Source organism: Achromobacter sp. SIMBA_011 (assembly GCF_046535435.1).
GTDB classification, from domain to species: domain Bacteria; phylum Pseudomonadota; class Gammaproteobacteria; order Burkholderiales; family Burkholderiaceae_B; genus Achromobacter; species Achromobacter dolens.
Genome location: NZ_JAWRWN010000016.1, coordinates 1 through 21,460 on the forward strand (window position 1 = coordinate 1; position 21,460 = coordinate 21,460).

A 21,460-nucleotide genomic window follows, 5' to 3' on the forward strand; every position below is an offset into this window, starting at 1 on the left:
CCCGCTCGGCCGGCAGGCGCTTGCCCACCGCGAACTCGCCCTGCGCGACCAGCGCCTGGATCTGCGCGGCCAGCCGCAGGTAGGCACGGTCGGCCACCGGCTTGCTGGCGGGTTCCTCGGGCTTGGGGATCAGTTGTAGTGTCATGGCGTTGAAAGTGGTTGGACCAAATATTATGTGGTTTACCAATTTGGCACATCATGGTTTACCACTATCCATTTGGTAAACCGTCCGAGTAAAACAAAGCGCCGCGCCGGACGAGCCGGGGCGGCGCTGGGGTGGCGCAGGGATACCGGGCGGGCCCGGCGCGGCGGCGGAACCCGCCTCAGCCCAGGTTCGGCGCCAGCGTGCGCTTCAGATCCTCGATGCTGCGGCCGCTGCGCGCGGCGTAGTCCTGCAACTGGTCTTCGCCGATGATGCCGACGTTGAAATACTGCGACTGCGGATGGCTGAAGTAGAAGCCCGACACGCTCGAGGCCGGGAACATGGCGTAGCTGTCGGTCAGCATCATGCCGATGTCGGCGCCGTCCAGCACGCGGAACATGTCGGTCTTGACGACGTGCTCCGGGCAGGCCGGATAGCCCGGCGCCGGGCGGATGCCGACGTACTTCTCGGCGATCATGTCGTCGTTGGACAGCGCCTCGTCCGGCGCGTAGCCCCACAGGTCCTGGCGCACGCGGGCGTGCAGGCATTCGGCGAAGGCTTCGGCCAGGCGGTCGGCCAGCGACTTGAGCATGATGCCGGAATAGTCGTCCAGCGCCTTCTCGAACTCGGCTTCCTTCTTCTCGATGCCGATGCCGGCCGTCACCGCGAACATGCCGATGTAGTCGAGCTTGCCGCTGGATTTGGGCGCGATGAAGTCCGACAGCGACTTGTTGCTGACGCCCTCGCGCTTGGCGCCCTGCTGGCGCAGGTTGCGGTAGGTGAACAGCACCTCGCTGCGGCTCTCGTCCTTGTAGACCTCGATGTCCTCGTCGTTGACGCTGTTGGCCGGATAGAAGCCGACCACGCCGTTGGCGGTCAGCCAGCGGCCCTCGACGATGCGTTTCATCATGGCCTGGCCGTCGGCGTAGACCTTGCGCGCCTGCTCGCCCACCACCTTGTCGTCCAGGATCGCCGGGAACGGCCCGAACAGACTCCAGGTCTGGAAGAACGGGCCCCAGTCCACGTACTTCGCGATCTCGGCCAGGTCATAGCTCTTGAAGGTGCGGCGGCCGATGAACTTGGGGCGCGGCGGCGTGTAGCTGTCCCAGTCGATCCGCGGGCGCGAGGCGCGCGCCTCGGCCAGCGGCAGGATCGGCGCGGCCTTGCGGTTGGCGTGGCGGCGGCGCACGTCCTCGTATTCCTCGGCCAGCTCCGCCAGGTAGGCGTCCGCCTGGTCGGACATCAGGCTGGTGGCCACGCCCACCGAACGGCTGGCGTCCGGCACGTAGATCACCGGGCCTTCGTAGTTGGGCGCGATCTTCACGGCCGTGTGCACGCGGCTGGTGGTGGCGCCGCCGATCATCAGCGGCACCTTGCGGCTGCGGAAATACTCGTCGCGCTGCATTTCCGAGGCGACGTAGGCCATCTCTTCCAGGCTGGGCGTGATCAGGCCGGACAGGCCGACGATGTCGGCATTCTCTTCCTTGGCCTTCTCCAGGATCTGGGCGCAGGGCACCATCACGCCCATGTTCACCACTTCGAAGTTGTTGCACTGCAGGACCACCGAGACGATGTTCTTGCCGATGTCGTGCACGTCGCCCTTGACGGTGGCGATGACGATCTTGCCCTTGGCGCGCACGTCGCCGCCGGCCGCCGCGATCTGGCGCTTTTCCTCTTCGATGAAGGGGATCAGGTGGGCCACGGCCTGCTTCATCACGCGCGCCGACTTCACCACCTGCGGCAGGAACATCTTGCCGGCGCCGAACAGGTCGCCCACCACGTTCATGCCGTCCATCAGCGGGCCTTCGATCACCTCGATCGGACGGCCGCCGCGCGCGGCGATCTTCTGGCGCACCTCTTCGGTGTCCTCGACGATGAAGGCGGTGATGCCGTGCACCAGCGCGTGCGACAGGCGCGCCTCGACCTCCGCATTGCGCCAGGCCAGGTCTTCTTCCTTCTTCGCGCCCGAGCCCTTCACCGTGTCGGCGAACTGCACCAGGCGCTCGGTCGGCGTGCGTTCGTCGGCCGGGTCGGTCTTGCCGACCGGCTCGGCGCGGTCCAGCACCACGTCCTCGACCAGGTCGCGCAGCTTGGGATCGAGGTCCGCATACACGCCCAGTTGGCCGGCGTTGACGATGCCCATCGTCATGCCTTCCTTGACCGCGTAATACAGGAACACGGTGTGGATGGCCTCGCGCATCGGCTCGTTGCCGCGGAACGAGAAGCTCACGTTCGAGACCCCGCCCGAGATGCGGGCGTGGGGCAGGTTCTCGCGGATCCAGCGGGTGCCCTCGATGAAGTCGACGGCGTAATGGTTGTGCTCGTCGATGCCGGTGGCGACCGCGAACACGTTGGGATCGAAAATGATGTCTTCCGGCGGGAAACCCTCTTCCTCGACCAGGATCTTGTAGGCGCGGCCGCAGATTTCCTTGCGGCGCTCCAGCGTGTCGGCCTGGCCCAGTTCGTCGAACGCCATCACCACCACCGCCGCGCCGTAGCGGCGGCACAGGCGCGCATGGTGGCGGAACGGCTCCAGGCCTTCCTTCATGGAGATCGAGTTGACTACCGGCTTGCCCTGCACGCACTTCAGGCCGGTCTCGATGACGTCCCACTTGGAGCTGTCGATCATCACCGGCACGCGGGCGATGTCCGGCTCGGACGCGATCAGGTTCAGGAAGCGGTGCATGCACGCCACCGAATCCAGCATGGCCTCGTCCATGTTGATGTCGATGATCTGCGCGCCGTTCTCGACCTGCTGGCGGGCCACGGCCAGCGCCTCGTCGTATTTCTCTTCGCGGATCAGGCGCGCGAACATCTTGCTGCCGGTGACGTTGGTGCGTTCGCCCACGTTCACGAACAGCGTGTCCTCGTCGATGTTCAGCGGCTCCAGGCCCGACAGGCGGGTCTTGACCGGGATCTCCGGCACCACCCGCGGCGTCAGCGCCGCGACCTTGTCGGCAATCGCGCGGATGTGGTCGGGCGTGGTGCCGCAGCAGCCGCCGGACATGTTCACCAGCCCGGCGCGGGCGAATTCCTCCAGCAGCGCGGAAGTATCGGCCGGGGTCTCGTCGAAGCCGGTCTCGGCCATCGGGTTGGGCAGGCCGGCGTTGGGGTAGACACAGACGTAGGTGTCGCAGATCTTGGACAGCTCGGCCACGTACGGGCGCATCAGCGCCGCGCCCAGCGCGCAGTTCAGGCCGATGGTGACCGGCCGCGCATGGCGCACCGAGTTCCAGAAGGCCTCGACGGTCTGGCCCGACAGGATGCGGCCGGAGGCGTCGGTGACGGTGCCCGAGATCATCACCGGCAGGCGGATGCCGCGCTGCTCGAACACTTCCTCGGTGGCGAAGATCGCCGCCTTGGCGTTGAGCGTGTCGAAGATGGTCTCGATCAGGACGATGTCGATGCCGCCATCGAGCAGGCCGTTGAGCTGTTCCACGTAGGCCACGCGCAGCTCGTCGAAGGTGACGTTGCGCGCGCCCGGGTCGTTCACGTCGGGCGAGATCGACGCCGTCTTGGGCTGCGGGCCGAGCGCGCCGGCCACGAAGCGCGGCTTGTCCGGCGTGCTGTACTGGTCACAGGCCTGGCGCGCCAGTTGCGCGGACACCAGGTTCAATTCATAGGCCAGTTCCGGCAGGTCGTAGTCGCCCTGCGCGATCGAGGTGGCGCCGAAGGTATTGGTCTCGATGACGTCGGCGCCGGCTTCCAGGTACTGGCGGTGGATCTCCGAGATCACGTCCGGCCGCACCAGCGACAGCAGCTCGTTATCGCCCTTCAGGTCCTTGCCATGGCCGGCGAAGCGCTCGCCGCGGAAATCGGCCTCGCCCAGCTTGTAGCGCTGGATCATCGTGCCCATGGCGCCGTCCAGGATCAGGATGCGCTGGCCCAGCAGGCGGGCGAAATCGCCGCCACGGGTGAAACTCTCGGGCGGGTAAGGCAGGCGGGGATACGACACGTTCAGGTCCGAAAGGAGGGTTGGGCAACGAAAGCGGCCGCGCAAATGTCGCTAAAAAACGATAAAGGCCGAAAAATCAACCCCTGATCGTAACAAAACAGGCCCTGTTTCGCCCTCCGGTGATACAGTTTCGGCCCCGAACCGGTGCTTTCGGCGCACAGGGACAGGCAAGAACGCAACACTTGCCGGTCCGCGCGCGAAAGGTAAACGGGAAACAGGAAGACATCCGCCCCGCCGCCCACAAGGCCGGCCGGCCCGGACATCCAGCCTGTGCTGCCCCCGCAACGGTCCCCATGCGCGCGATGCGCCCATGGCAGCCCGATACCGGCCTGTTCGATCGCCAGGACGCCCGTCCGGCGCCCGCTCCCCAGGGATCGCGGCGTGGCCCGGGTTTCCTCCCCATCGTGATTGACCTGCGGGGTCGCGGGTCGCATCGAGGTCTTGTAGATGAAATCCCGCTCCATCCGGCGCTACGCTGGCGCCCTGCTCTGTTCCGCCCCGGCCCTCTCGGCCGCCCAGCAAGCCGCCACCCCCGAACTCGACACCGTCACCGTCACCGCCCAGCGCGTGCCCAGCGATGGCCGCACCCTGCCGGTATCGATCTCCGTCATCACCGCCGAAGACATCGCCGCCAGCAGCGCCCGCACCATGCAGGACCTGCTGTCGACGCAGGCCGGCATCCACCTGGTCAACACCACCAGCGCCAGCGACAACGCCATCGTCGACCTGCGCGGCTTCGGCATCACCGGCGCCAGCAACACGCTGATCATGATCGACGGCGTCAAGCAGAACACCAACGATCTGTCCGCCCCCAGCCTGGGCGTGGTGCCGCTGGACCAGGTCGAACGCGTCGAAATCGTGCGCGGCAGCGGTTCGGTTCAGTACGGCGGCGGCACCACCGGCGGCGTCATCAACATCATCACCCGCAAGGACTTCGCCAAGGAGCCGGTCACGGCCCGCGCCACCGCCACCTTCGGCAGCTACGGCTTGCGCCAGTACGACGCCGCCGTGGCGCTGAACAACCAGAAGGTGGGCGTGGACGCCTACATGCAGTCGCTGCACAGCGACGGCTACCGCGACCACAGCGGCGAGCGCCGCGAGGGCGGCGGCGGCGGCATCACTTTCCGCCACGACAACGGCTCGATCCGCCTGTATGGCAACACCACCACGCAGAAGCTGGACCTGCCGGGCCCGCGCCTGATCAACCCGACCACGGGCGAGAACCAGTTCGAAAGCGACCCGCGCGGCGCCAAGAACAAGGTCGACTTCGTCAAGACCACCACCACCACCTTCGGCCTGCAGGTCGAGCAGCAGCTCGGCGTGGGCACGCTGTACGCCGACGCCTCGACCCGTGAGAAGAAGCTCAACGGCCTGTCGTACGACGGTTTCGGCGACACGCTGCGCCAGCAGAAGCTGGAAGAGAACCTGGCCAGTCTGCGCTACCGCCTGCCGATCAACGGCGGCCACAGCGTGGTGTTCGGCGCCGACGCGCAGGAAGCCAAGACCTCCGCCGACCAGAACGCCTACTACGACTTCGCCCCCTCCAAGTGGCAGTCGCGCCAGCACCAGTACGGCCTGTTCGCCGAAGGCCAGATCCGCGCCACCGACAGCACCTACGTCACCCTGGGCGCGCGCCGCCAGTACGCCTCCGACAAGCTGGAAGTGATTTCCGGCTCGGGCGAGGAATCCGACAAGGGCCACCACCTGACCGCCTGGCAGCTCGGCGTGCGCCAGGACCTGCCCGCCGGCTTCGGCCTGTACGGCAAGGTCGGCCGCAGCTTCCGCCTGCCCAATGCCGACGAAGCCCTGTCGGTGCAATCGCCGCTGGCGCCGCAGACGTCCACCGACAAGGAACTGGGCGTGACCTGGGCCTCGGACAGCACCAGCGCGCGCCTGTCGTGGTTCCGCTATGACCTGACCAACGAGATCCAGTACAACCCGCTGGCCGACGGCATGTGGGGCCCGGGCACCGGCGCCAACACCAACCTGGATCCGACCCGTCGCCAGGGCATCGAACTGGAAGGCCACCACAAGCTGACCAGCAGCCTGACGCTGGACGCAAACCTGACCTGGATGGAAGCGCAATTCCGCTCGGGCACCTACGGCGGCGTCGACCTGGCGGGCAAGACCGTGCCGCTGGCGCCCAAGTGGCTGGCCAACGCCGGCGTGACCTGGCGCCCCACCGACGCGTTCCTGTGGAACGTGACGGCGCAGTACGTCGGCAAGTCGCGCATGGACAACGACCAGGCCAACCAGTTCGACACGCAACTGGATGCCTACGTGCTCTTCAATACCAAGGTGGCCTACAAGTTCACCCGCAACATCGAAGGCGCGTTCGGCATCAACAACCTGCTGGACCGCAAGTACGCCACCTACGGCATCCGTGGCGGCGACGCCTCCTTCCAGATGCTGGGACCGGTTGCCAACTACAACCTGTACCCCGCGCCCGGCCGCAACTTCTACGCCTCCCTCACGGTGCGCTACTAAGCGGCGATCCGATATAGTCGGCGTTCCTCCACGCCGACCGTATCGATCCCTCGCATGACCTTCGTCCGCGCCCTTCCGTTCGCCGTCCTGGGGCTGCTGTGCGCCCCGGGGCCGGCGGCGGCCGCCCCCTCGGCCAACACTGCAGCCGCGACCTCGGCCGAAGCCCCGGCGGCGATCCACGCGCGCGACGACCGCGGCCGCGACGTCATCCTGGCCGCCCCGGCGCGGCGCGCGGTGACCCTGGCGCCGCACGCCACCGAGCTGGTCTACGCGGCCGGCGCCGGCGCCTACCTGGTCGCCACCATCCGCGGCAGCGACTATCCGCCCGCGGCCCGCGCCCTGCCGGTCATCGGCGACGGCACCCAGCCCGATCCCGAGCGCGTGGCCGCCACCCGTCCGGACCTGGTTGTCGCCTGGCAGCCTTCCGCCGCCGCGCCGCTGGCGCGCGTGATGGACAAGCTGGGCGTGGCGGTCTACTACAGCGACCCGCAGACGCTCGCGGCCATTCCCGACGCGGTCGAACGCCTGGGCGTGCTGTTCGGCACCGAGGCGCAGGCCGGCCCCGCCGCCCAGGCCCTGCGCGCGCGCCTGGACGCGCTGACCGCGCGCTACGCCGGCCGCGCGCCGGTGCGGGTCTTCGTGCAGGCGGGCCTGGATCCCATCTACACCCTCAACCACGCCAGCATCGTCAGCGACGCGCTGCGCCTGTGCGGCGGCGTCAACGTCTTCGCCCAGGCGCCCGTGGTGGCGCCGCAGGTCGGCCTGGAAAGCGTGCTGGCGGCGCGGCCCGACGCGGTGCTGGCCGGCGTCTCCGCGCCCGCCGACACCGCCCGCAACCTGGCCGCCTGGCGCGCCATGGGCCTGCCGGCGGCATTGGCGGGCCACGTCTACGGCATCGACGCCGACGCGCTGTACCGCCCCGGTCCGCGCCTGATCGATGCCGCCGAACAGTTGTGCGCGGACCTGGACCGGTTGCGCCATCCGTAGGGCGTATCCGCATCCCGAGGCGCCTCGCGCCGGCCACGCCTGCGCGGCAAGCGCGATTTCTGGAACACGCCAACGTGGCCTTTCGCGCGGGCGCGCCGCGCCGTGCTTTATGATTCGCCTAACCGGGATCAACCCATTGATCCGCCCGATGATCAGCCAGCCCCCGCGGGTCCCGCTGCGCGCGCCCGCCCTTTGAAGCATCGCCATGACCACTCAAGACACTCTCACCATCGCCGGCCGCGCCTACTCGTCGCGCCTGCTCGTCGGCACCGGCAAGTACAAGGATTTCGAACAGACCCGCGCGGCGCTGGATGCCAGCGGCACCGAGATCGTCACGGTCGCCATCCGCCGCACCAACATCGGCCAGAACCCGGGCGAGCCCAACCTGCTCGACTACGTGCCGATGTCCAGGTTCACGCTGCTGCCCAACACCGCCGGCTGCTATTCGGCCGACGACGCCGTGCGCACGCTGCGCCTGGCGCGCGAGCTGCTGGACGGCCACGCCCTGGTCAAGCTGGAAGTGCTGGGCGATCCGCACACGCTGTTCCCCAACATGCCGGAAACGCTCAAGGCCACCAAGACGCTGGTGGATGAGGGCTTCCAGGTCATGGTCTATTGCACCGACGATCCCATCCAGTGCCGCATGCTCGAAGACATGGGCGCCGTGGCGGTGATGCCGCTGGCCTCGCTGATCGGCTCCGGCATGGGCATCCTGAACCCCTGGAACCTGCGCCTGATCATCGACCAGGCGCGCGTGCCGGTGGTGGTGGACGCCGGCGTGGGCACCGCCTCGGACGCCGCCATCGCCATGGAACTGGGCTGCGACGCCGTGCTGATGAACACCGCCATCGCCGCCGCGCGCGACCCGGTGCTGATGGCCAGCGCCATGAAAAAGGGCGTCGAGTCCGGCCGCGAGGCCTTCCTGGCCGGCCGCATGCCGAAAAAGCTCTACAGCGGCGCGCCCAGCTCGCCCACCGAAGGCCTGATCACCGCCGCCCCCGGCGCCGCCAAATGAGCAGCCGCCAGCCGGCCGCCACTGGCCGCCCGATCCCCAACGCGCTGACCATCGCCGGCGTCGACCCGTCCGGCGGCGCCGGCATCCTGGCCGACGTCAAGGCCATGAGCGCCCTGGGCGCCTATGGCTGCGCCGTCATCGCCGCGCTCACCGCGCAGAACACCCAGGGCGTCAGCGGCATCTCGCCGGTGCCGCCGGCCTTCGTCGGCCAGCAGATCGACACCCTGTTCGCCGACGTGCGCATCGACGCGGTCAAGATCGGCATGCTGGGCCAGCAGCCGGTGATCCAGGTGGTGGCCGAAAAGCTGGCCAAGTGGACCCCGGCGCACGTGGTGCTGGACCCGGTCATGGTCGCCAAGAGCGGCGACCTGCTGCTGGAACGCGATGCCGTCGGCGCCATGCGCGAAGCGCTGCTGCCGCAGGCCACGCTGCTGACCCCCAACCTGCCCGAGGCCGGCGTGCTGCTGGAAGAGCGCCCGGTGGAAACGGTCAAGGAAATGCGGCGCGTGGCCGAACGCCTGCGCAACAAGCTGGCGCATTCGGGCCAGCGCTGGGTCATGGTCAAGGGCGGCCACCTGCCCGGCAACGACACCATCGACCTGCTGCACGACGGCGACCGCATGATCGAGCTGCCCGGCCACCGCATCGAGACCGCCAACACCCACGGCACAGGCTGCACCCTGTCGGCCGCCCTGGCCGCCCTGCTGCCGCAGGTCGAGGACGTGCCCGAGGCGGCGCGCCGCGCCAAGGCGTACCTGACCGAGGCCATCCGCCACGCCGAGCGCCTGTCGGTCGGCTCCGGCCACGGCCCGGTGCACCACTTCCACGCCTGGTGGTGAGACCGGCGGGGGACTCCGTGCCGGATTCCCCCGCCCGCCTGGCCGTGATTGCGTCCGAAAGCGCCGCGACCGCCGGCCCGTTTCCGGGCGTGTAACCAGGCGGCCCGCTCCCCGGCGTCACAGGACGCTACGAATCGGTACAATGGTCGGCTGATTCCTCCGCTTTTTTCCTGACCGTCATGAACGCTTCGACCCTGCCCGACGTAGAACAAGCCCGCTTCAACATGGTGGAACAGCAGATCCGCCCGTGGGACGTCCTGGACGCCAACGTGCTGCAAGCACTGTTCGATGTGCGCCGCGAACAGTTCGTTCCGCCGGCCCTGCGCGCCCTGGCGTTTTCCGACCTGGAACTGCCGCTGGAAATCAACGCGGTCAATACCCGCCAGACCATGCTCGCCCCCAAGGTCGAAGCTCGCCTGGCCCAGGAACTGCAACTGAGCAAGTCCGACTGCGTGCTGGAAATCGGCACCGGCTCCGGCTACCAGGCCGCGCTGCTGGGCTACCTGGCGCAGCAGGTCACCTCGGTCGAGATCGACAGCCGCCTGGTCACGTTCGCGCAGCAGAACCTGCAGATGAACAACGTCACCAACGTCAAGGTCGAAACCGGCGACGGCCGCAACGGCTGGGGTTCCACCGAATACGACGCGATCCTGGTGACGGGTTCCGTGCCGGTCGTGCCCGACGCGCTCAAGTACCAGTTGCGCGTGGGCGGCCGCCTGGTCGTCGTCGTCGGCCAGGCCCCCATCATGACGGCCTGTCGCATCACGCGCACCACCGCCGCCAGCTTCGAGACCGTCAATCTGTTCGAAACGGTCATCAAGCCCCTGCGCGGCGCCACGGTGTCGCAGTTCAAGTTCTGAGTTCCCAGGCGGGGCCGTGCGGCCCCGCCACGCCGGCCCGCCCGGCCACACGGGCCCCCGCCCTGGATTCCCTGGAGCAGCACCCCTCCCTCTGACAGATCATGCGCGTCCGACTGCTTACGGCTTTACTGGTTTTTACCTCCGCCGCAAGTGTCGGCCCGTCTGTCGCGTGCGCGCAGAATCTGCTGCAGGTGTGGCAATCCGCCCTGGGCAATGACCCCATCTATGCGGCGGCCCGCGCCAACTACCGCGCCGGGCTGGAAAAGGAACCGCAGGCGCGCGCCCTGCTGCTGCCCGAGGTCTCGGCCGGGGTCGGCGGCGCCTACCAGGAAACCCGCAGCACCCGCGGCCTGAGCATGGCCTACAGCGGCGGCCGGGGCGTCTGGGACCTGGCGCTGAGCCAGCCGCTGTTCGACTGGGGCCGCTGGCAGAACTACGAGCAGTCCAAGCTCATCGTCGCCGATGTCGAGGTGCAATTGCAGCAGGCCTACCAGGACCTGCTGCTGCGCGTGGCCGACGCTTATTTCAACGTGCTGTACGCCCAGGACGCCCTAACCGCGACCGAGGCGGAGAAAGCCGCCGTGGCCGGCCAGTTGGAGTCGGCCAAGCGCAACTTCGAGCTGGGCAACGCCACCATCACCGACACCTACGAAGCGCAGGCGCGCTACGACCTGGTGGTGGCGCAGGAACTGCGCCTGCAGAACGACCTGGACGTGCGCCGCGACGAACTGGCCAGGATCATCGGCGCGGCCCCCGGCGCGCTGGCCGAACTGCCGCCGGGTGTGCAGTTGCCCGCGCCGCAGCCGGCCCGCGTGGCCGACTGGAGCAACCAGGCCGAATCCTCCAGCCTGGAGGTGCTGCGCGCCCAGTTGCTGACGCGCATCGCCGGCCGCGAGATCCAGATCGCCAAGAGCGGCCACTACCCTACCCTGAACCTGCGCGCCACCAGCGGCAGCGCCAGCGACGCGGTGATGCGCAATGCCACCCCCGGCAAGCCGATCGACAGCACCATCGGCGTGGTGCTGTCGATTCCCTTGTATTCGGGCGGCGGGGTGTCCTCGCAGGTCACGGAAAAAGTGCAGCTCGAACAGAAAGCCCGCCACGATTTCGAGGCCGCGCGGCGCCAGGCGGTGCAGGCCGCGCGCCAGTACTACACCGGCGTCACCAGCGGCCTGGCGCGCATCCAGGCGCTGGAAGCCGGCGAGAAGTCCAGCCGCGCCGCGGTCGAGGCCAACCGCACCGGCTACGAGGTGGGCGTGCGCATCAACCTGGACGTGCTCAACGCCCAGCAGCAGCTCTACGCCACCCAGCGCGACCTGGCGCTGGCGCGCTACAGCACGGTGCTGTCGGGGCTGCGCCTGAAGGCCACCAGCGGCATCCTGGCCGAGTCCGACCTGGAAGCCATCAACCGGTTGCTGCGCGAGCCGCGCTGAGCGTGTGGCGCCGGGCTCAGGCGCCCTGGATCTTCTTGACCAGCGCCGTGGTGGAGCGCTCGAACTCGAACGGAATGGCCACCGCGCGGCCGCCCCAGGTCTTGACCAGGGCGGTCTCGGGCAGCTTTTCCATGTCGTAGTCGCCGCCCTTGACGATCAGGTCCGGCTTGAGCTGGCCGATCAGGGCCTCGGGCGTGTCCTCGTGGAACGAGGTGACCACCGTGACAAAACCCAGCGCCGCCAGCAGCGCGGCGCGGTCTTCCATGCGGTTCAGCGGGCGCTCGGCGCCCTTGCCCAGGCGGCGCACCGATTCATCGGTGTTGACCGCCACGACCAGCGTGGCGCCCAGTTGGGCGGCCTGGTCCAGGTAGGTGGCGTGGCCCCGATGCAGGATGTCGAAGACGCCATTGGTGAACACCAGCGGCCGCGGCAGGCGGCCGGCGGCAACGGCCGCGACGCAGTCGTCGCGGGACAGGACTTTGGATTCGAAACGGGCGGCTGGCATGCCGCGATTGTACGACGGCGCCCGGTCAGGCGCCGGCCAGCACGATTTCCTTTTCCTTGGGCACCACCAGCGCCGTCATTTCCTTGCGATAGCGGTTCAGGTCCTTGACCGTCTCGAAGCTGCGGTCCATCAGCTTGGACAGGATGTGCAGGATGCGGGTGGCGACCTTCTGTTCCCAGATGCCGTCGAAGCGGATCTGGCTGTCCAGCCAATGCTCCAGCCAGCCCGGCTCGGGCAGGCGCGACTGCACCGTGTCGTTGGGGAACAGGTCCTTGTTGACGTGCAGGTTGGTCGGGTGCAGCGCCTGCTGGGTGCGGCCGGCCGAGGCCATCAGCACGCCGATCTTGGAGAACGCCAGGCGCGCCTGGACGCTGGTGTCCTCGCCGCGGTTGTGCAGGGCGCGGCGCATGTACTGCAGGTAGGCGCCGGCATGGCGGGCCTCGTCCTGCGCCACGGTCTTGTAGATGGCCTTGATGACCGGCTCGGTATGCCATTCGGCGGCGCGGCGATACCAGTGGTTCAGGCGCACTTCGCCGCAGAAATGCAGCATCAGCGTTTCCAGCTCGGGCGCGACGTCGAATTCGAAGCGCACGTTGTGCAGCTCTTCCTCGGTGGGCACCAGGTCGGGACGGAAGCGGCGCAGGTATTCGATCAGCACCAGGGAATGCTTCTGTTCTTCGAAGAACCACACCGACATGAACGCGCAGAAATCGCTGTCGCCGCGATTGTCGCGCAGGAACATCTCGGTGGCCGGCAACGCGGCCCATTCGGTGATGGCGTTCATCTTGATCGTGTGCGCCTGCTCGTCCGAGAGCTTGCTGCGATCGAAGTCGCCCCAGGGAATATCGTGCGCCATGTTCCAGCGCACCGCTTCCATGGTCTTGAAGAGTTCAGGATAAAGCATGTTCTGCCCTTGTTTTGTCCCGCTGTGGGGCTATAGAAATTGATGAATGGCGCACGCACTTGCCGGCGTGACGCTGCACAAGTCTGCCCAGCGCTATTTTTCGCCGTCTCCCGCGAAGCTATGATGACCGTTTCATGAATGAAACATGACAGGGGGATCGCACTTACACCATCGCGCCGCCTATCGGGTCAATGCCCACAACGCCACCCCGATCGCCAGGGCCAGCACGCCAACCAGCGCCGCGACGAGCCGGTTGTTCTGTTCCTGGGCCCGCCGCAACTGCGCCATCTCGGCCAGCAGCGCCGGCGAGAGGTTCGGGCGGTTCAGGTGGTCGTGGACCAGCCTGGGAAGCGCCGGCAGCATCTGCGACCACTGCGCGGCTTCTTTTTCCAGGCTCTGCCGCAGGCCCTTGATTCCGACACGCTGGCGCATCCAGCGTTCCAGATAGGGCTTGGCGGTCTTCCAGAGATCCAGGTTGGGGTCGAGCTGCCGCCCCAGGCCTTCGACGTTCAGCAACGTCTTCTGCAGCAGCACGAGCTGCGGCTGGATCTCCACATTGAACCGGCGCGAGGTCTGGAACAGGCGCAACAGCACCTGGCCCAGGGAAATCTCGGACAACGGCCGGTCAAAATAGGGTTCGCAGACGGCGCGCACCGCGCCCTCCAGTTCTTCCTCGCGCGTGTCGGGCGGCACCCAGCCGGACTCGATGTGCAATTGCGCCACGCGGCGGTAGTCGCGGTGGAAGAAGGCCAGGAAGTTCTGCGCCAGGTAGTTCTTGTCGAATTCCGACAGCGAGCCGACGATGCCGAAGTCCAGGGCGATATAGCTGCCCAGCGTCTCGGGCCGGTCGGACACGTAGATGTTGCCCGGGTGCATGTCGGCGTGGAAGAAGCCGTCGGTGAACACCTGGGTGAAGAAGATCTCGACGCCGGTGCGCGCCAGGGTCGGGATGTCGATGCCGGCGGCGCGCATGCGCTCGACCTGGCCCACCGGCACGCCGTACATGCGCTGCATGGTGAAGACCGTGGACGCGGTGTATTCCCAGATGACCTCGGGCACCATCAGCATGTCGCCGCGGCCGGATTCCGGGCCGAAGTTGCGGCGCAACTGGCTGCAGTTGGAGGCCTCGCGCACCAGGTCGAGCTCATCGTGCAGGTACTTGTCGAACTCGGCCACCACCTCGCGCGGCTTGAGCCGGCGGCCATCGGCGCCCAGGCGCTCGATGATGCGGGCCACGATCTTGAGCAGCGACAGGTCTTTCTCGATGATGCCGAGCATGCCGGGGCGCAGCACCTTGACCGCCACCTCGCGGCCGTCGTGCAGCACCGCGAAGTGCACCTGGGCGATGGAGGCCGACGCCACCGGGTCCACCTCGAACTGCGCGAACAGCTTTTCGGGCGGCGCGCCCAGCGCGGCCTCGATGCAGGCCGCGGCCTGGGCCGACGGGAACGGCGGCACGCGATCCTGCAGCAGCGCCAGCTCGTTGGCGATGTCGGCGGGAATCAGGTCGCGGCGGGTGGACAGCACCTGGCCGAACTTCACGAAGATCGGGCCCAGCGATTCCAGCGCCAGGCGCAGCCGCAGGCCGCGCGGCTGGCGTGGCCGGGTCCCCAGGCGGATGACACGCAGCAGGCAGGTGGCCAGCGGATGGTTCAGGCTGGACAGCACCAGCTCGTCCAGACCGTAGCGCAGCGAAACCAGGATGATACGAAGCAGGCGCAGCAAGGGAAACATGGGTCAGGCGCCTCGCTTGGCGGCGACCGTGGCCAGTCGCGATTGCAGGGCGGCGGCCGAGCGCGTCAGGGCGTCGGCGCGGGCGTTCAGCTCGGCCAGGTCCAGGCGCCATTGCTCCAGCGCCGGGCGGCCCAGCAGCATGCCGCTTTCCTCGGCCAGGTACTCGGACACGTTCTCGGCCATGCGCTGGCCGGCCTCGCGCGCGCCGCCGGCGGCCGCGCGCAGCCCGCCGGCGATGCGCAGCGCGGGAATGTCGCCCACCAGCCGGGCCAGGCTGTCTTCCGGGTCCCAGCGCAACTGCTTGGACAGGTCCGCCACCACCTGGGCCAGGGCAGCGTCGCCGGAAATATGCGTGGCTTCGGCGAAATCGGGCGCCGCGCCGCCCGCGCCCAGGCGCGGCAGCGGCAGCTTCTCGGGCGCCACCGTCAGGGTCACATCGGGCACCACGGCGGCATCGGCCTGGGCCGCCAGCCCCTCGCTGTCGATGGTCAGGCCCAGCGTGAAGCCGCCCAGCGCGAAGCGCACGGTCTTGCCGGCGTGGCGGGCCAGGCGTTCGCGCGCCCAGTCCTCACGCTTCAACAGGGCGTTGAGCGCGCCGACGGCCAGCCGTGCAGGAGTGGGCAGAAACGAAAAGGGCAACATGACGGTCCGCGACCCCGCGCAACGGGGCTGACGAAGTTGATGGGTAAATCGGGAGTGTAACGGGTTGGATGGGGGTGTGTTCCGGACAGTCGGGACGCGGTTTGCGCCCGCGCATGGAAAAACCGGCCCTGAGGGGCCGGTTGTGGCGGACGGCCGCGAGGCCGCCGCGATAGCAGGAGATTGGCGCCAGCCGGATCAGCTGGCGTATTCCACCGGGATCTGCTGGATGCCGGCCAGCAGCCAGCCGCCGTTGGCGGGCTTGAACAGGTTCCAGACTTCCTCGAAGCGGAAGGCTTCGGCGCCCGGGGTTTCGCGCAGCATGCCCGAGAAACGCACGCTGGCCAGGTGACCGTCGGACACGGTTTCGATGCCCAGCAGCTCGGCGTTCAACAGCACCACTTCGGTCTTGTTGGGGGCCGCGCCACGCTCGGCCAGTTGCGGCTTGAGCTCGGTGATCAGGTCGTCGGTCAGGTAGTCGCGCAGGCGGTCGGTGCTGCCGCTGTCCCACACGGCCTGGATGCGCACGAACTGTTCCTTGGCCTGCTTCAGGAAGTTGGGCGTATCGAAGTCGCCGGGCACGAACCAGTTGTTGTCGTCACCCGCCTTGGGCAGCACGGCGGCCGGGGCGGCAGCGGCGGCTGCGACCGGCGCCGCGGCCGGAGCGGCCGGCTTCAGCGCCTCACGCCACATGGGCTGCTGCTGCGGCTGGCCAGGCGCGTTGTTGGCGCCGCCGAAGGCGCCCTGCGTGGCCGGACGCGGCGCCGCGCCGCGCAGGCGGCGGATGATGAACATCACGGCGAACACGACCACGGCGATCAGCAGCGCGGACGACAGGAACTCGGCGAAGGCGCCCGACAGGCCCATGCTCGAGAGCAGCGCGGCGATGCCCAGGCCGGCGGCGATGCCGGCGATGGGGCCGAGCCAGCGCGAGGCGCCGCTCTTGGCGGCGGCGCCCGCGGCGCCGGCCGTGGCGGCGCCCGCGGCGCCGGCCGTGGCGGCGCCGGCGGCCGCCGGGGCCGCGGTGGCGCCCGCGGTGTTGCTGGCGGCGGTCGGCGGCGTGGTCGCCTGGCGCTGCTGGGTCACATTGGAGGATTGGCGGCCGACGCTGCTGCCGCCGCCGGCGCGGCGGGCTTCGGCGTCAAACGACGCCGTCACCAGCGCAGCGCCGGAGATGGCGATGAGCGCCGCGGCGACAAACCGCGAGAAACAGAATTTGGTCATGGATTTGCTCCCTCGTACCCGCGCTTCCCGCTGCCCCGAGCAGCGGAAAGCCGCACGGATCGTGCGGCCGTTCAGCGCGACTTTCTTACAATAATCTGAATGACGTAAGAATAACGGACAAGCCGTCGCCCCACAAGTTCCCCCGGGGCAAAGAAAAGCCGTATCGGACCCAGGGCAGGTCAGCCCAGGCGCACGCCCTCATGCAGGGCGGCGATGCCGGCCGTCAGGTTGAAGTACTGCACCCGCTCCAGGCCGGCGGTGCGCAGCATGTCCGCCAAGGTTTCCTGGTCGGGGTGCATGCGGATCGATTCCGCCAGGTAGCGGTAGCTGGCCTCGTCCTTGGCCACGGTCTTGCCCAGCCAGGGCAGCACGTTGAAGGAGTACCAGTCGTAGGCCGGCGCCAGCGGCTTGGCGATGCGGGAGAATTCCAGCACCAGCAGCTTGCCGCCCGGCTTGAGCACGCGGGTCATCTCGGCCAGCGCGCGGTCCTTGTGGGTCATGTTGCGCAGGCCGAAGGCCACGCTGACGCGGTCGAAATACCCCGTCGGGAACGGCAGGCGCTCGGCGTCACAGACGGCCGTGGGCACCAGCAGGCCGGCGTCGGCCAGGCGGTCGCGGCCGACCCGCAGCATAGAATCGTTGATGTCGGTCAGCCAGACCTCGCCGGTGGGGCCGGCGCGCTTGGCGAAAGCCTTGGCCAGGTCGCCGGTGCCGCCGGCGATGTCCAGCACCTTCATGCCGGGGCGGATGGCGGCGCGGCCGATGGTGAAGGCCTTCCAGACGCGGTGCAGGCCGGCCGACATGAAATCGTTCATGATGTCGTAGCGCTGCGCCACCGAGTGGAAGACTTCGGCGACTTTGCGGGCTTTTTCGCTTTCCGGCACCGATTGGAAGCCGAAATGCGTCGATTGGGACGCGGAATCCGCGGAATGTTGCGATTCGGAGGGGTTTTGCATGGTGAATTCCCGATATATCGTCCAATGGTAGCCTATCGGGGCCCGCCGGATGCCGCCCGCGGGCGGCGCAAGGCACCGTGCGGTCACATACCTGAAATATTGCGGCCATACTATCGCAACGTTCGCGCCGCGCCGGCGCTCCGAAGCGTGCCCTATCCGCCATGTCCAGCACCATCCTCGTCGTCGAAGACGAACCCGCAATCCAGGAACTGATCGCCGTCAACCTGTCCTTCGCCGGCCACAAAGTGCTGCGCGCCTTCGACGCCGACCAGGCCCAGACGCTGATCCGCGCCGAGCTGCCCGACCTGATCCTGCTGGACTGGATGCTGCCCGGCACCTCCGGCCTGGCCATGGCGCGCAAGCTGCGCAACGACGAGCGCACCCGCGCCGTGCCGGTCATCATGCTGACCGCCAAGGGTTCCGAGCAGGACAAGGTCGACGGCCTCGAAGCCGGCGCCGACGACTACATCACCAAGCCCTTCTCGCCCAAGGAGCTGATGGCCCGCATCAAGGCCGTGCTGCGCCGCCGCGCGCCGCAACTGACCGACGACGTGATCGACGTCGGCGGCCTCAAGCTGGACCCCGTCACGCACCGCCTGTCGGGCAACAGCCTGTCGCTGCAGATCGGCCCCACCGAATTCCGCCTGCTGCACTTCTTCATGACCCACCCGGAACGCGTGTTCTCGCGCTCGCAACTGCTGGACCAGGTCTGGGGCGATCATGTCTTCGTCGAGGAACGCACCGTCGACGTGCATATCCGCCGGCTGCGCAAGGCGCTGGAGCCCAGCGGCCACGACGCCCATGTGGAAACGGTGCGCGGCAGCGGCTACCGGTTTACGGCACAGGTCCCGGCGCGGTAAAACTCCCGCACGATGATCTGGCTGCGCACCCTTATCCTGGTCGCCCTGTGGGCGGCGATCGCGCTATTGGCGCAATGGCTCATTGGAGATCCGGCCGGTTGGGTGCTGTTCAGCGCCGCGCTGGCCACCATGCTGCTGTGGCGAAGTTGGCGCCTGCACCTGGTGTCCCACTGGGCCAGGCATCCCGACACCTCGCCGCCCGCCTCGGTCGGCCGCTGGGACGATATCCTTGCCCCCCTCTACCGCTACACCCGGGCCCGCGCCCGCGAGCTGGCCGAGACACGCGACACCATGCAGGGCATGCTGGCGGCCGCCCAGGCCCTGCCCGACGGCGCGGTCACGCTCAATGAAGACTTCCAGATCGACTGGTGCAACCGCATGGCGCGCCAGCACCTGGGCCTGCGCCTGCCGGCCGACCGCGGCCACAACCTGCTGAACCTGCTGCGCGCGCCGGAATTCGTCGAGTACGCCCACCGTTCCTCGTGGCCCGACCCGATCCTGGTGCGCCTGGGCCAGAACGGCCAGGAACGGCTGATGATGATGCAACTGACGGCCTACGCCAGCAACCAGCGCCTGCTCATCACCCGCGACGTCACCCAGATCGAGCGCCTGGAAACCACGCGCCGCGACTTCGTCGCCAACGTCTCGCACGAACTGCGCACGCCGCTGACGGTGCTGGCCGGCTTCCTGGAAACGCTGCGCGACATGCCCGCCGACGCCCTGCCGCCCGAGCAGCGCGCGCAGTACCTGGACATGATGCACGAGCAGGCCCAGCGCATGCAGGCCATCGTCGAGGATCTGCTGACGCTGTCGACGCTGGAATCGTCGCCGGGCAGCGACCCGCGCGCGGTCAACATGGGCGCGCTGCTGCAGAAGGCGCGCCAGCAGATCGAGGCCCTGTCCGGCGGGCGCCATGTCATCGAATGGCACATCGACGAAACGCTCGACGTGCTGGGCGCCGAGACCGAGCTGACCTCGGCGCTGTCGAACCTGTTGACCAACGCCGTGCGCTACACGCCCGACGGCGGCACCATCACCGTGCGCTGGGAACGCGAGGCCGATGGCAGCGGCCGCTACAGCGTGCAGGACACCGGCATCGGCATTCCCGCCCGCCATATCCCGCGCCTGACCGAACGCTTCTACCGCGTCGACCGCGGCCGCTCGCGCGCCGTCGGCGGCACCGGGCTGGGGCTGGCGATCACCAAGCACATCGCCATGCGCCACGACGCCGAACTGCTCATCACCAGCGAACCCGGCAAGGGCAGCGTGTTCGCGCTGCGCTTCCCGCCCGACCGCATCGCCGTCGATCCGTCCGCCTGAACGCTACGCGCGCAACGCGCGCAGCGGGCAGGATCCGCGCCGCAATCGCGGCGCGGATGGTAAATTTCCCGCCATGCGCATCCTGGTCATCGAAGACGAACCCAAGCTGGCCGATTACCTCAAGAAAGGGTTGTCGGAGCAAAGCCACGTCGTCGACCTGGCGCGCGACGGCGTCAACGGCCTGCACCTGGCGCTGGAAGGCGCCCACGACCTGATCGTGCTGGACGTGATGCTGCCCGGCGTGGACGGCTTCGGCATCCTGGCCGCGGTGCGCGCCAACAAGGACACGCCGATCCTGATGCTGACCGCGCGCGACGCCGTCGAGGACCGCGTGCGCGGACTCGAAGGCGGCGCCGACGACTACCTGGTCAAGCCTTTCGCCTTCTCCGAGCTGCTGGCGCGCGTGCAGGCCCTGCTGCGGCGCGGCCGTTCGCAGGAGCCCACCGTGTTCCGCCTGGCCGACCTGGAACTGGACCTGGCGCGCCGCAAGGCCGCGCGCGGCGGCCGGCGCCTGGACCTGACCGCCAAGGAATTCAACCTGCTGGCCCTGCTGCTGCGGCGCCAGGGCCAGGTGCTGTCGCGCACCACGCTGGCCGAACAGGTCTGGGACATGAACTTCGACAGCGACACCAACGTCATCGACGTGGCCGTGCGGCGCCTGCGCAGCAAGCTGGACGACCCGTTCGAGGCCAAGCTGCTGCACACCGTGCGCGGCATGGGCTACGTGCTCGAATCACGGCCGGAGCCGGCGCGCGAATGAAAGCGCCGCGCGTGCGCTCGATGCAGGCGCGCCTGACCCTGCTGCTGGGCGCCATCGCCCTGCTGGTCTCCAGCCTGGCCGGCGCCACCCTGTTCTGGGCCCTCAAACGCGAGGTCGAACGCCAGGAGATCACCGAGGTCAGCGGCAAGCTGGAGCTCATCAACCACCTGATCGACATGCAGAACAACGCGCGCGGCCTGCACGACCTGGCCGCCACGTTCGACGACATGCGCACCGGCCAGAGCCAGCTAGGCATCTGGATCGTCGATGCGCAAGGCCATCCGGTCTACGGCGGCGATGCGCCCGAGACGCTGCAGACGCTGCCCGGCCGGCAGGTGCTGCTGCAACTGGCCGACGGCAGCCGCATGCGCGGCCTGCGCGTCGCGGTCGACGACCGCATCCTGCCGGGCGCGCACCTGACGGTGGCGGTCAGCACCCGCACCAGCTCGCAATTCCTGTACGCCTACGGCACGGCGCTGGCGTTGATCTGCGCGCTGTGGGTGGGCGCCACGGTGGTCCTGGCGGCCTGGGCCGTGCGCCGCAGCATGGCGCCCACCCGGCGGCTGTCGGAACAGGCCGCCCGCATCCAGCCCGACAACCTGGCCGTGCGCCTGCCGCTGCGCGACACCGACCGCGAGCTGCACGAGCTGGTGCTGTCGTTCAACCGCACGCTGGAGCGCCTGCAGGCCGCCTACCAGCAGATGGAAGGCTTCAACGCCGACGTCGCGCACGAGCTGCGCACGCCGCTGGCCACGCTGATCAACGGCACCCAGGTAACCCTGTCCAGCGGCCGCGACGCGGCCGAGCTGCGCGATGCGCTGGAATCCAACCTGGAGACGC

The 21,460-nt window shown here is 68.6% G+C and carries 17 protein-coding genes; 10 read left to right on the forward strand and 7 right to left on the reverse strand.

Going from position 1 to position 21,460, the window contains the following annotated elements; translation table 11 throughout:
- Positions 1-323: 323 nt before the first annotated feature.
- Complete coding sequence (metH, locus tag SB816_RS29505; protein WP_343719956.1) at positions 324-4,097, reverse strand: methionine synthase; 3,774 nt, start codon at positions 4,095-4,097, stop codon at positions 324-326.
- A gap of 447 nt (positions 4,098-4,544) precedes the next feature.
- Here metH and SB816_RS29510 point away from each other — a divergent pair, with 447 nt between their 5' ends.
- From SB816_RS29510 to SB816_RS29535, 6 genes are all read left to right on the forward strand, one after another.
- The gene (locus SB816_RS29510; RefSeq protein ID WP_410547947.1) at positions 4,545-6,584 is read left to right on the forward strand and encodes a TonB-dependent receptor; all 2,040 of its coding nucleotides are present in this window, start codon (positions 4,545-4,547) and stop codon (positions 6,582-6,584) included.
- A gap of 54 nt (positions 6,585-6,638) precedes the next feature.
- Positions 6,639-7,571: a cobalamin-binding protein gene (locus SB816_RS29515; protein ID WP_410547948.1), complete on the forward strand. Its 933-nt coding sequence runs from the start codon at positions 6,639-6,641 to the stop codon at positions 7,569-7,571.
- Between the two features lie 205 nt (positions 7,572-7,776).
- Positions 7,777-8,586: a thiazole synthase gene (locus SB816_RS29520; protein WP_020925370.1), complete on the forward strand. Its 810-nt coding sequence runs from the start codon at positions 7,777-7,779 to the stop codon at positions 8,584-8,586.
- Positions 8,583-9,425 carry a bifunctional hydroxymethylpyrimidine kinase/phosphomethylpyrimidine kinase gene (gene thiD, locus SB816_RS29525; protein ID WP_054419002.1) on the forward strand — a complete coding sequence of 281 codons (843 nt, stop codon included), beginning with the start codon at positions 8,583-8,585 and terminating at the stop codon, positions 9,423-9,425. The genes SB816_RS29520 and thiD overlap by 4 nt, the downstream gene beginning before the upstream one ends.
- A 179-nt stretch (positions 9,426-9,604) precedes the next feature.
- Positions 9,605-10,285 (forward strand): protein-L-isoaspartate O-methyltransferase family protein, encoded by a 681-nt coding sequence (locus SB816_RS29530; protein WP_054483542.1) that lies wholly within the window; start codon positions 9,605-9,607, stop codon positions 10,283-10,285.
- A gap of 101 nt (positions 10,286-10,386) precedes the next feature.
- Positions 10,387-11,718, forward strand: coding sequence for a TolC family outer membrane protein (locus SB816_RS29535; protein WP_054503334.1), 1,332 nt, complete (start codon positions 10,387-10,389; stop codon positions 11,716-11,718).
- A 16-nt stretch (positions 11,719-11,734) separates the two neighbouring features.
- Here SB816_RS29535 and SB816_RS29540 read toward each other — a convergent pair whose 3' ends face one another.
- The 6 genes from SB816_RS29540 to ubiE all read right to left on the reverse strand — a co-directional run bounded on the left by SB816_RS29540 (position 11,735) and on the right by ubiE (position 17,680).
- Entirely contained in the window at positions 11,735-12,223 is a 489-nt protein-coding gene (locus SB816_RS29540) for an adenylyltransferase/cytidyltransferase family protein (protein ID WP_054503333.1), read from the reverse strand.
- A gap of 25 nt (positions 12,224-12,248) precedes the next feature.
- Positions 12,249-13,127 (reverse strand): ferritin, encoded by an 879-nt coding sequence (locus SB816_RS29545; RefSeq protein ID WP_006386867.1) that lies wholly within the window; start codon positions 13,125-13,127, stop codon positions 12,249-12,251.
- A 180-nt stretch (positions 13,128-13,307) separates the two neighbouring features.
- Entirely contained in the window at positions 13,308-14,861 is a 1,554-nt protein-coding gene (gene ubiB, locus SB816_RS29550) for a ubiquinone biosynthesis regulatory protein kinase UbiB (protein WP_054503332.1), read from the reverse strand.
- Positions 14,862-14,864: 3 nt separating this feature from the next.
- A complete protein-coding gene (locus SB816_RS29555; RefSeq protein WP_054503331.1) occupies positions 14,865-15,503 on the reverse strand; it encodes an SCP2 domain-containing protein in 639 nt (212 codons plus the stop codon).
- A 195-nt stretch (positions 15,504-15,698) separates the two neighbouring features.
- Positions 15,699-16,724 carry a Tim44 domain-containing protein gene (locus tag SB816_RS29560; protein WP_410547949.1) on the reverse strand — a complete coding sequence of 342 codons (1,026 nt, stop codon included), beginning with the start codon at positions 16,722-16,724 and terminating at the stop codon, positions 15,699-15,701.
- Between the two features lie 179 nt (positions 16,725-16,903).
- On the reverse strand, positions 16,904-17,680 hold the full coding sequence (gene ubiE, locus SB816_RS29565; protein WP_049070942.1) for a bifunctional demethylmenaquinone methyltransferase/2-methoxy-6-polyprenyl-1,4-benzoquinol methylase UbiE: 777 nt from the start codon (positions 17,678-17,680) through the stop codon (positions 16,904-16,906).
- Between the two features lie 161 nt (positions 17,681-17,841).
- On the opposite strand from ubiE, the gene phoB reads away from it, so the two are divergent.
- The 4 genes from phoB to SB816_RS29585 form a co-directional block, all read left to right on the forward strand.
- The gene (phoB, locus tag SB816_RS29570; RefSeq protein ID WP_054503330.1) at positions 17,842-18,540 is read left to right on the forward strand and encodes a phosphate regulon transcriptional regulator PhoB; all 699 of its coding nucleotides are present in this window, start codon (positions 17,842-17,844) and stop codon (positions 18,538-18,540) included.
- A gap of 12 nt (positions 18,541-18,552) precedes the next feature.
- Positions 18,553-19,860 carry a phosphate regulon sensor histidine kinase PhoR gene (gene phoR / locus SB816_RS29575; protein ID WP_410547950.1) on the forward strand — a complete coding sequence of 436 codons (1,308 nt, stop codon included), beginning with the start codon at positions 18,553-18,555 and terminating at the stop codon, positions 19,858-19,860.
- A gap of 73 nt (positions 19,861-19,933) precedes the next feature.
- Positions 19,934-20,620: a heavy metal response regulator transcription factor gene (locus tag SB816_RS29580; RefSeq protein WP_064524889.1), complete on the forward strand. Its 687-nt coding sequence runs from the start codon at positions 19,934-19,936 to the stop codon at positions 20,618-20,620.
- On the forward strand, positions 20,617-21,460 hold an 844-nt coding region (locus SB816_RS29585), incomplete at its 3' end, for a HAMP domain-containing protein (protein ID WP_410547951.1). The genes SB816_RS29580 and SB816_RS29585, both read left to right, overlap by 4 nt.

Coding starts and splice junctions, on each gene's coding strand:
- SB816_RS29510 (WP_410547947.1), top strand. CDS start 4,545: ATGAAATCCCGCTCCATCCGGCGCTACGCTGGCGCCCTGCTCTGTTCC.
- SB816_RS29515 (WP_410547948.1), top strand. CDS start 6,639: ATGACCTTCGTCCGCGCCCTTCCGTTCGCCGTCCTGGGGCTGCTGTGC.
- SB816_RS29520 (WP_020925370.1), top strand. CDS start 7,777: ATGACCACTCAAGACACTCTCACCATCGCCGGCCGCGCCTACTCGTCG.
- thiD (WP_054419002.1), top strand. CDS start 8,583: ATGAGCAGCCGCCAGCCGGCCGCCACTGGCCGCCCGATCCCCAACGCG.
- SB816_RS29530 (WP_054483542.1), top strand. CDS start 9,605: ATGAACGCTTCGACCCTGCCCGACGTAGAACAAGCCCGCTTCAACATG.
- SB816_RS29535 (WP_054503334.1), top strand. CDS start 10,387: ATGCGCGTCCGACTGCTTACGGCTTTACTGGTTTTTACCTCCGCCGCA.
- SB816_RS29540 (WP_054503333.1), bottom strand. CDS start 12,223: ATGCCAGCCGCCCGTTTCGAATCCAAAGTCCTGTCCCGCGACGACTGC.
- SB816_RS29545 (WP_006386867.1), bottom strand. CDS start 13,127: ATGCTTTATCCTGAACTCTTCAAGACCATGGAAGCGGTGCGCTGGAAC.
- ubiB (WP_054503332.1), bottom strand. CDS start 14,861: ATGTTTCCCTTGCTGCGCCTGCTTCGTATCATCCTGGTTTCGCTGCGC.
- SB816_RS29555 (WP_054503331.1), bottom strand. CDS start 15,503: ATGTTGCCCTTTTCGTTTCTGCCCACTCCTGCACGGCTGGCCGTCGGC.
- SB816_RS29560 (WP_410547949.1), bottom strand. CDS start 16,724: ATGACCAAATTCTGTTTCTCGCGGTTTGTCGCCGCGGCGCTCATCGCC.
- ubiE (WP_049070942.1), bottom strand. CDS start 17,680: ATGCAAAACCCCTCCGAATCGCAACATTCCGCGGATTCCGCGTCCCAA.
- phoB (WP_054503330.1), top strand. CDS start 17,842: ATGTCCAGCACCATCCTCGTCGTCGAAGACGAACCCGCAATCCAGGAA.
- phoR (WP_410547950.1), top strand. CDS start 18,553: ATGATCTGGCTGCGCACCCTTATCCTGGTCGCCCTGTGGGCGGCGATC.
- SB816_RS29580 (WP_064524889.1), top strand. CDS start 19,934: ATGCGCATCCTGGTCATCGAAGACGAACCCAAGCTGGCCGATTACCTC.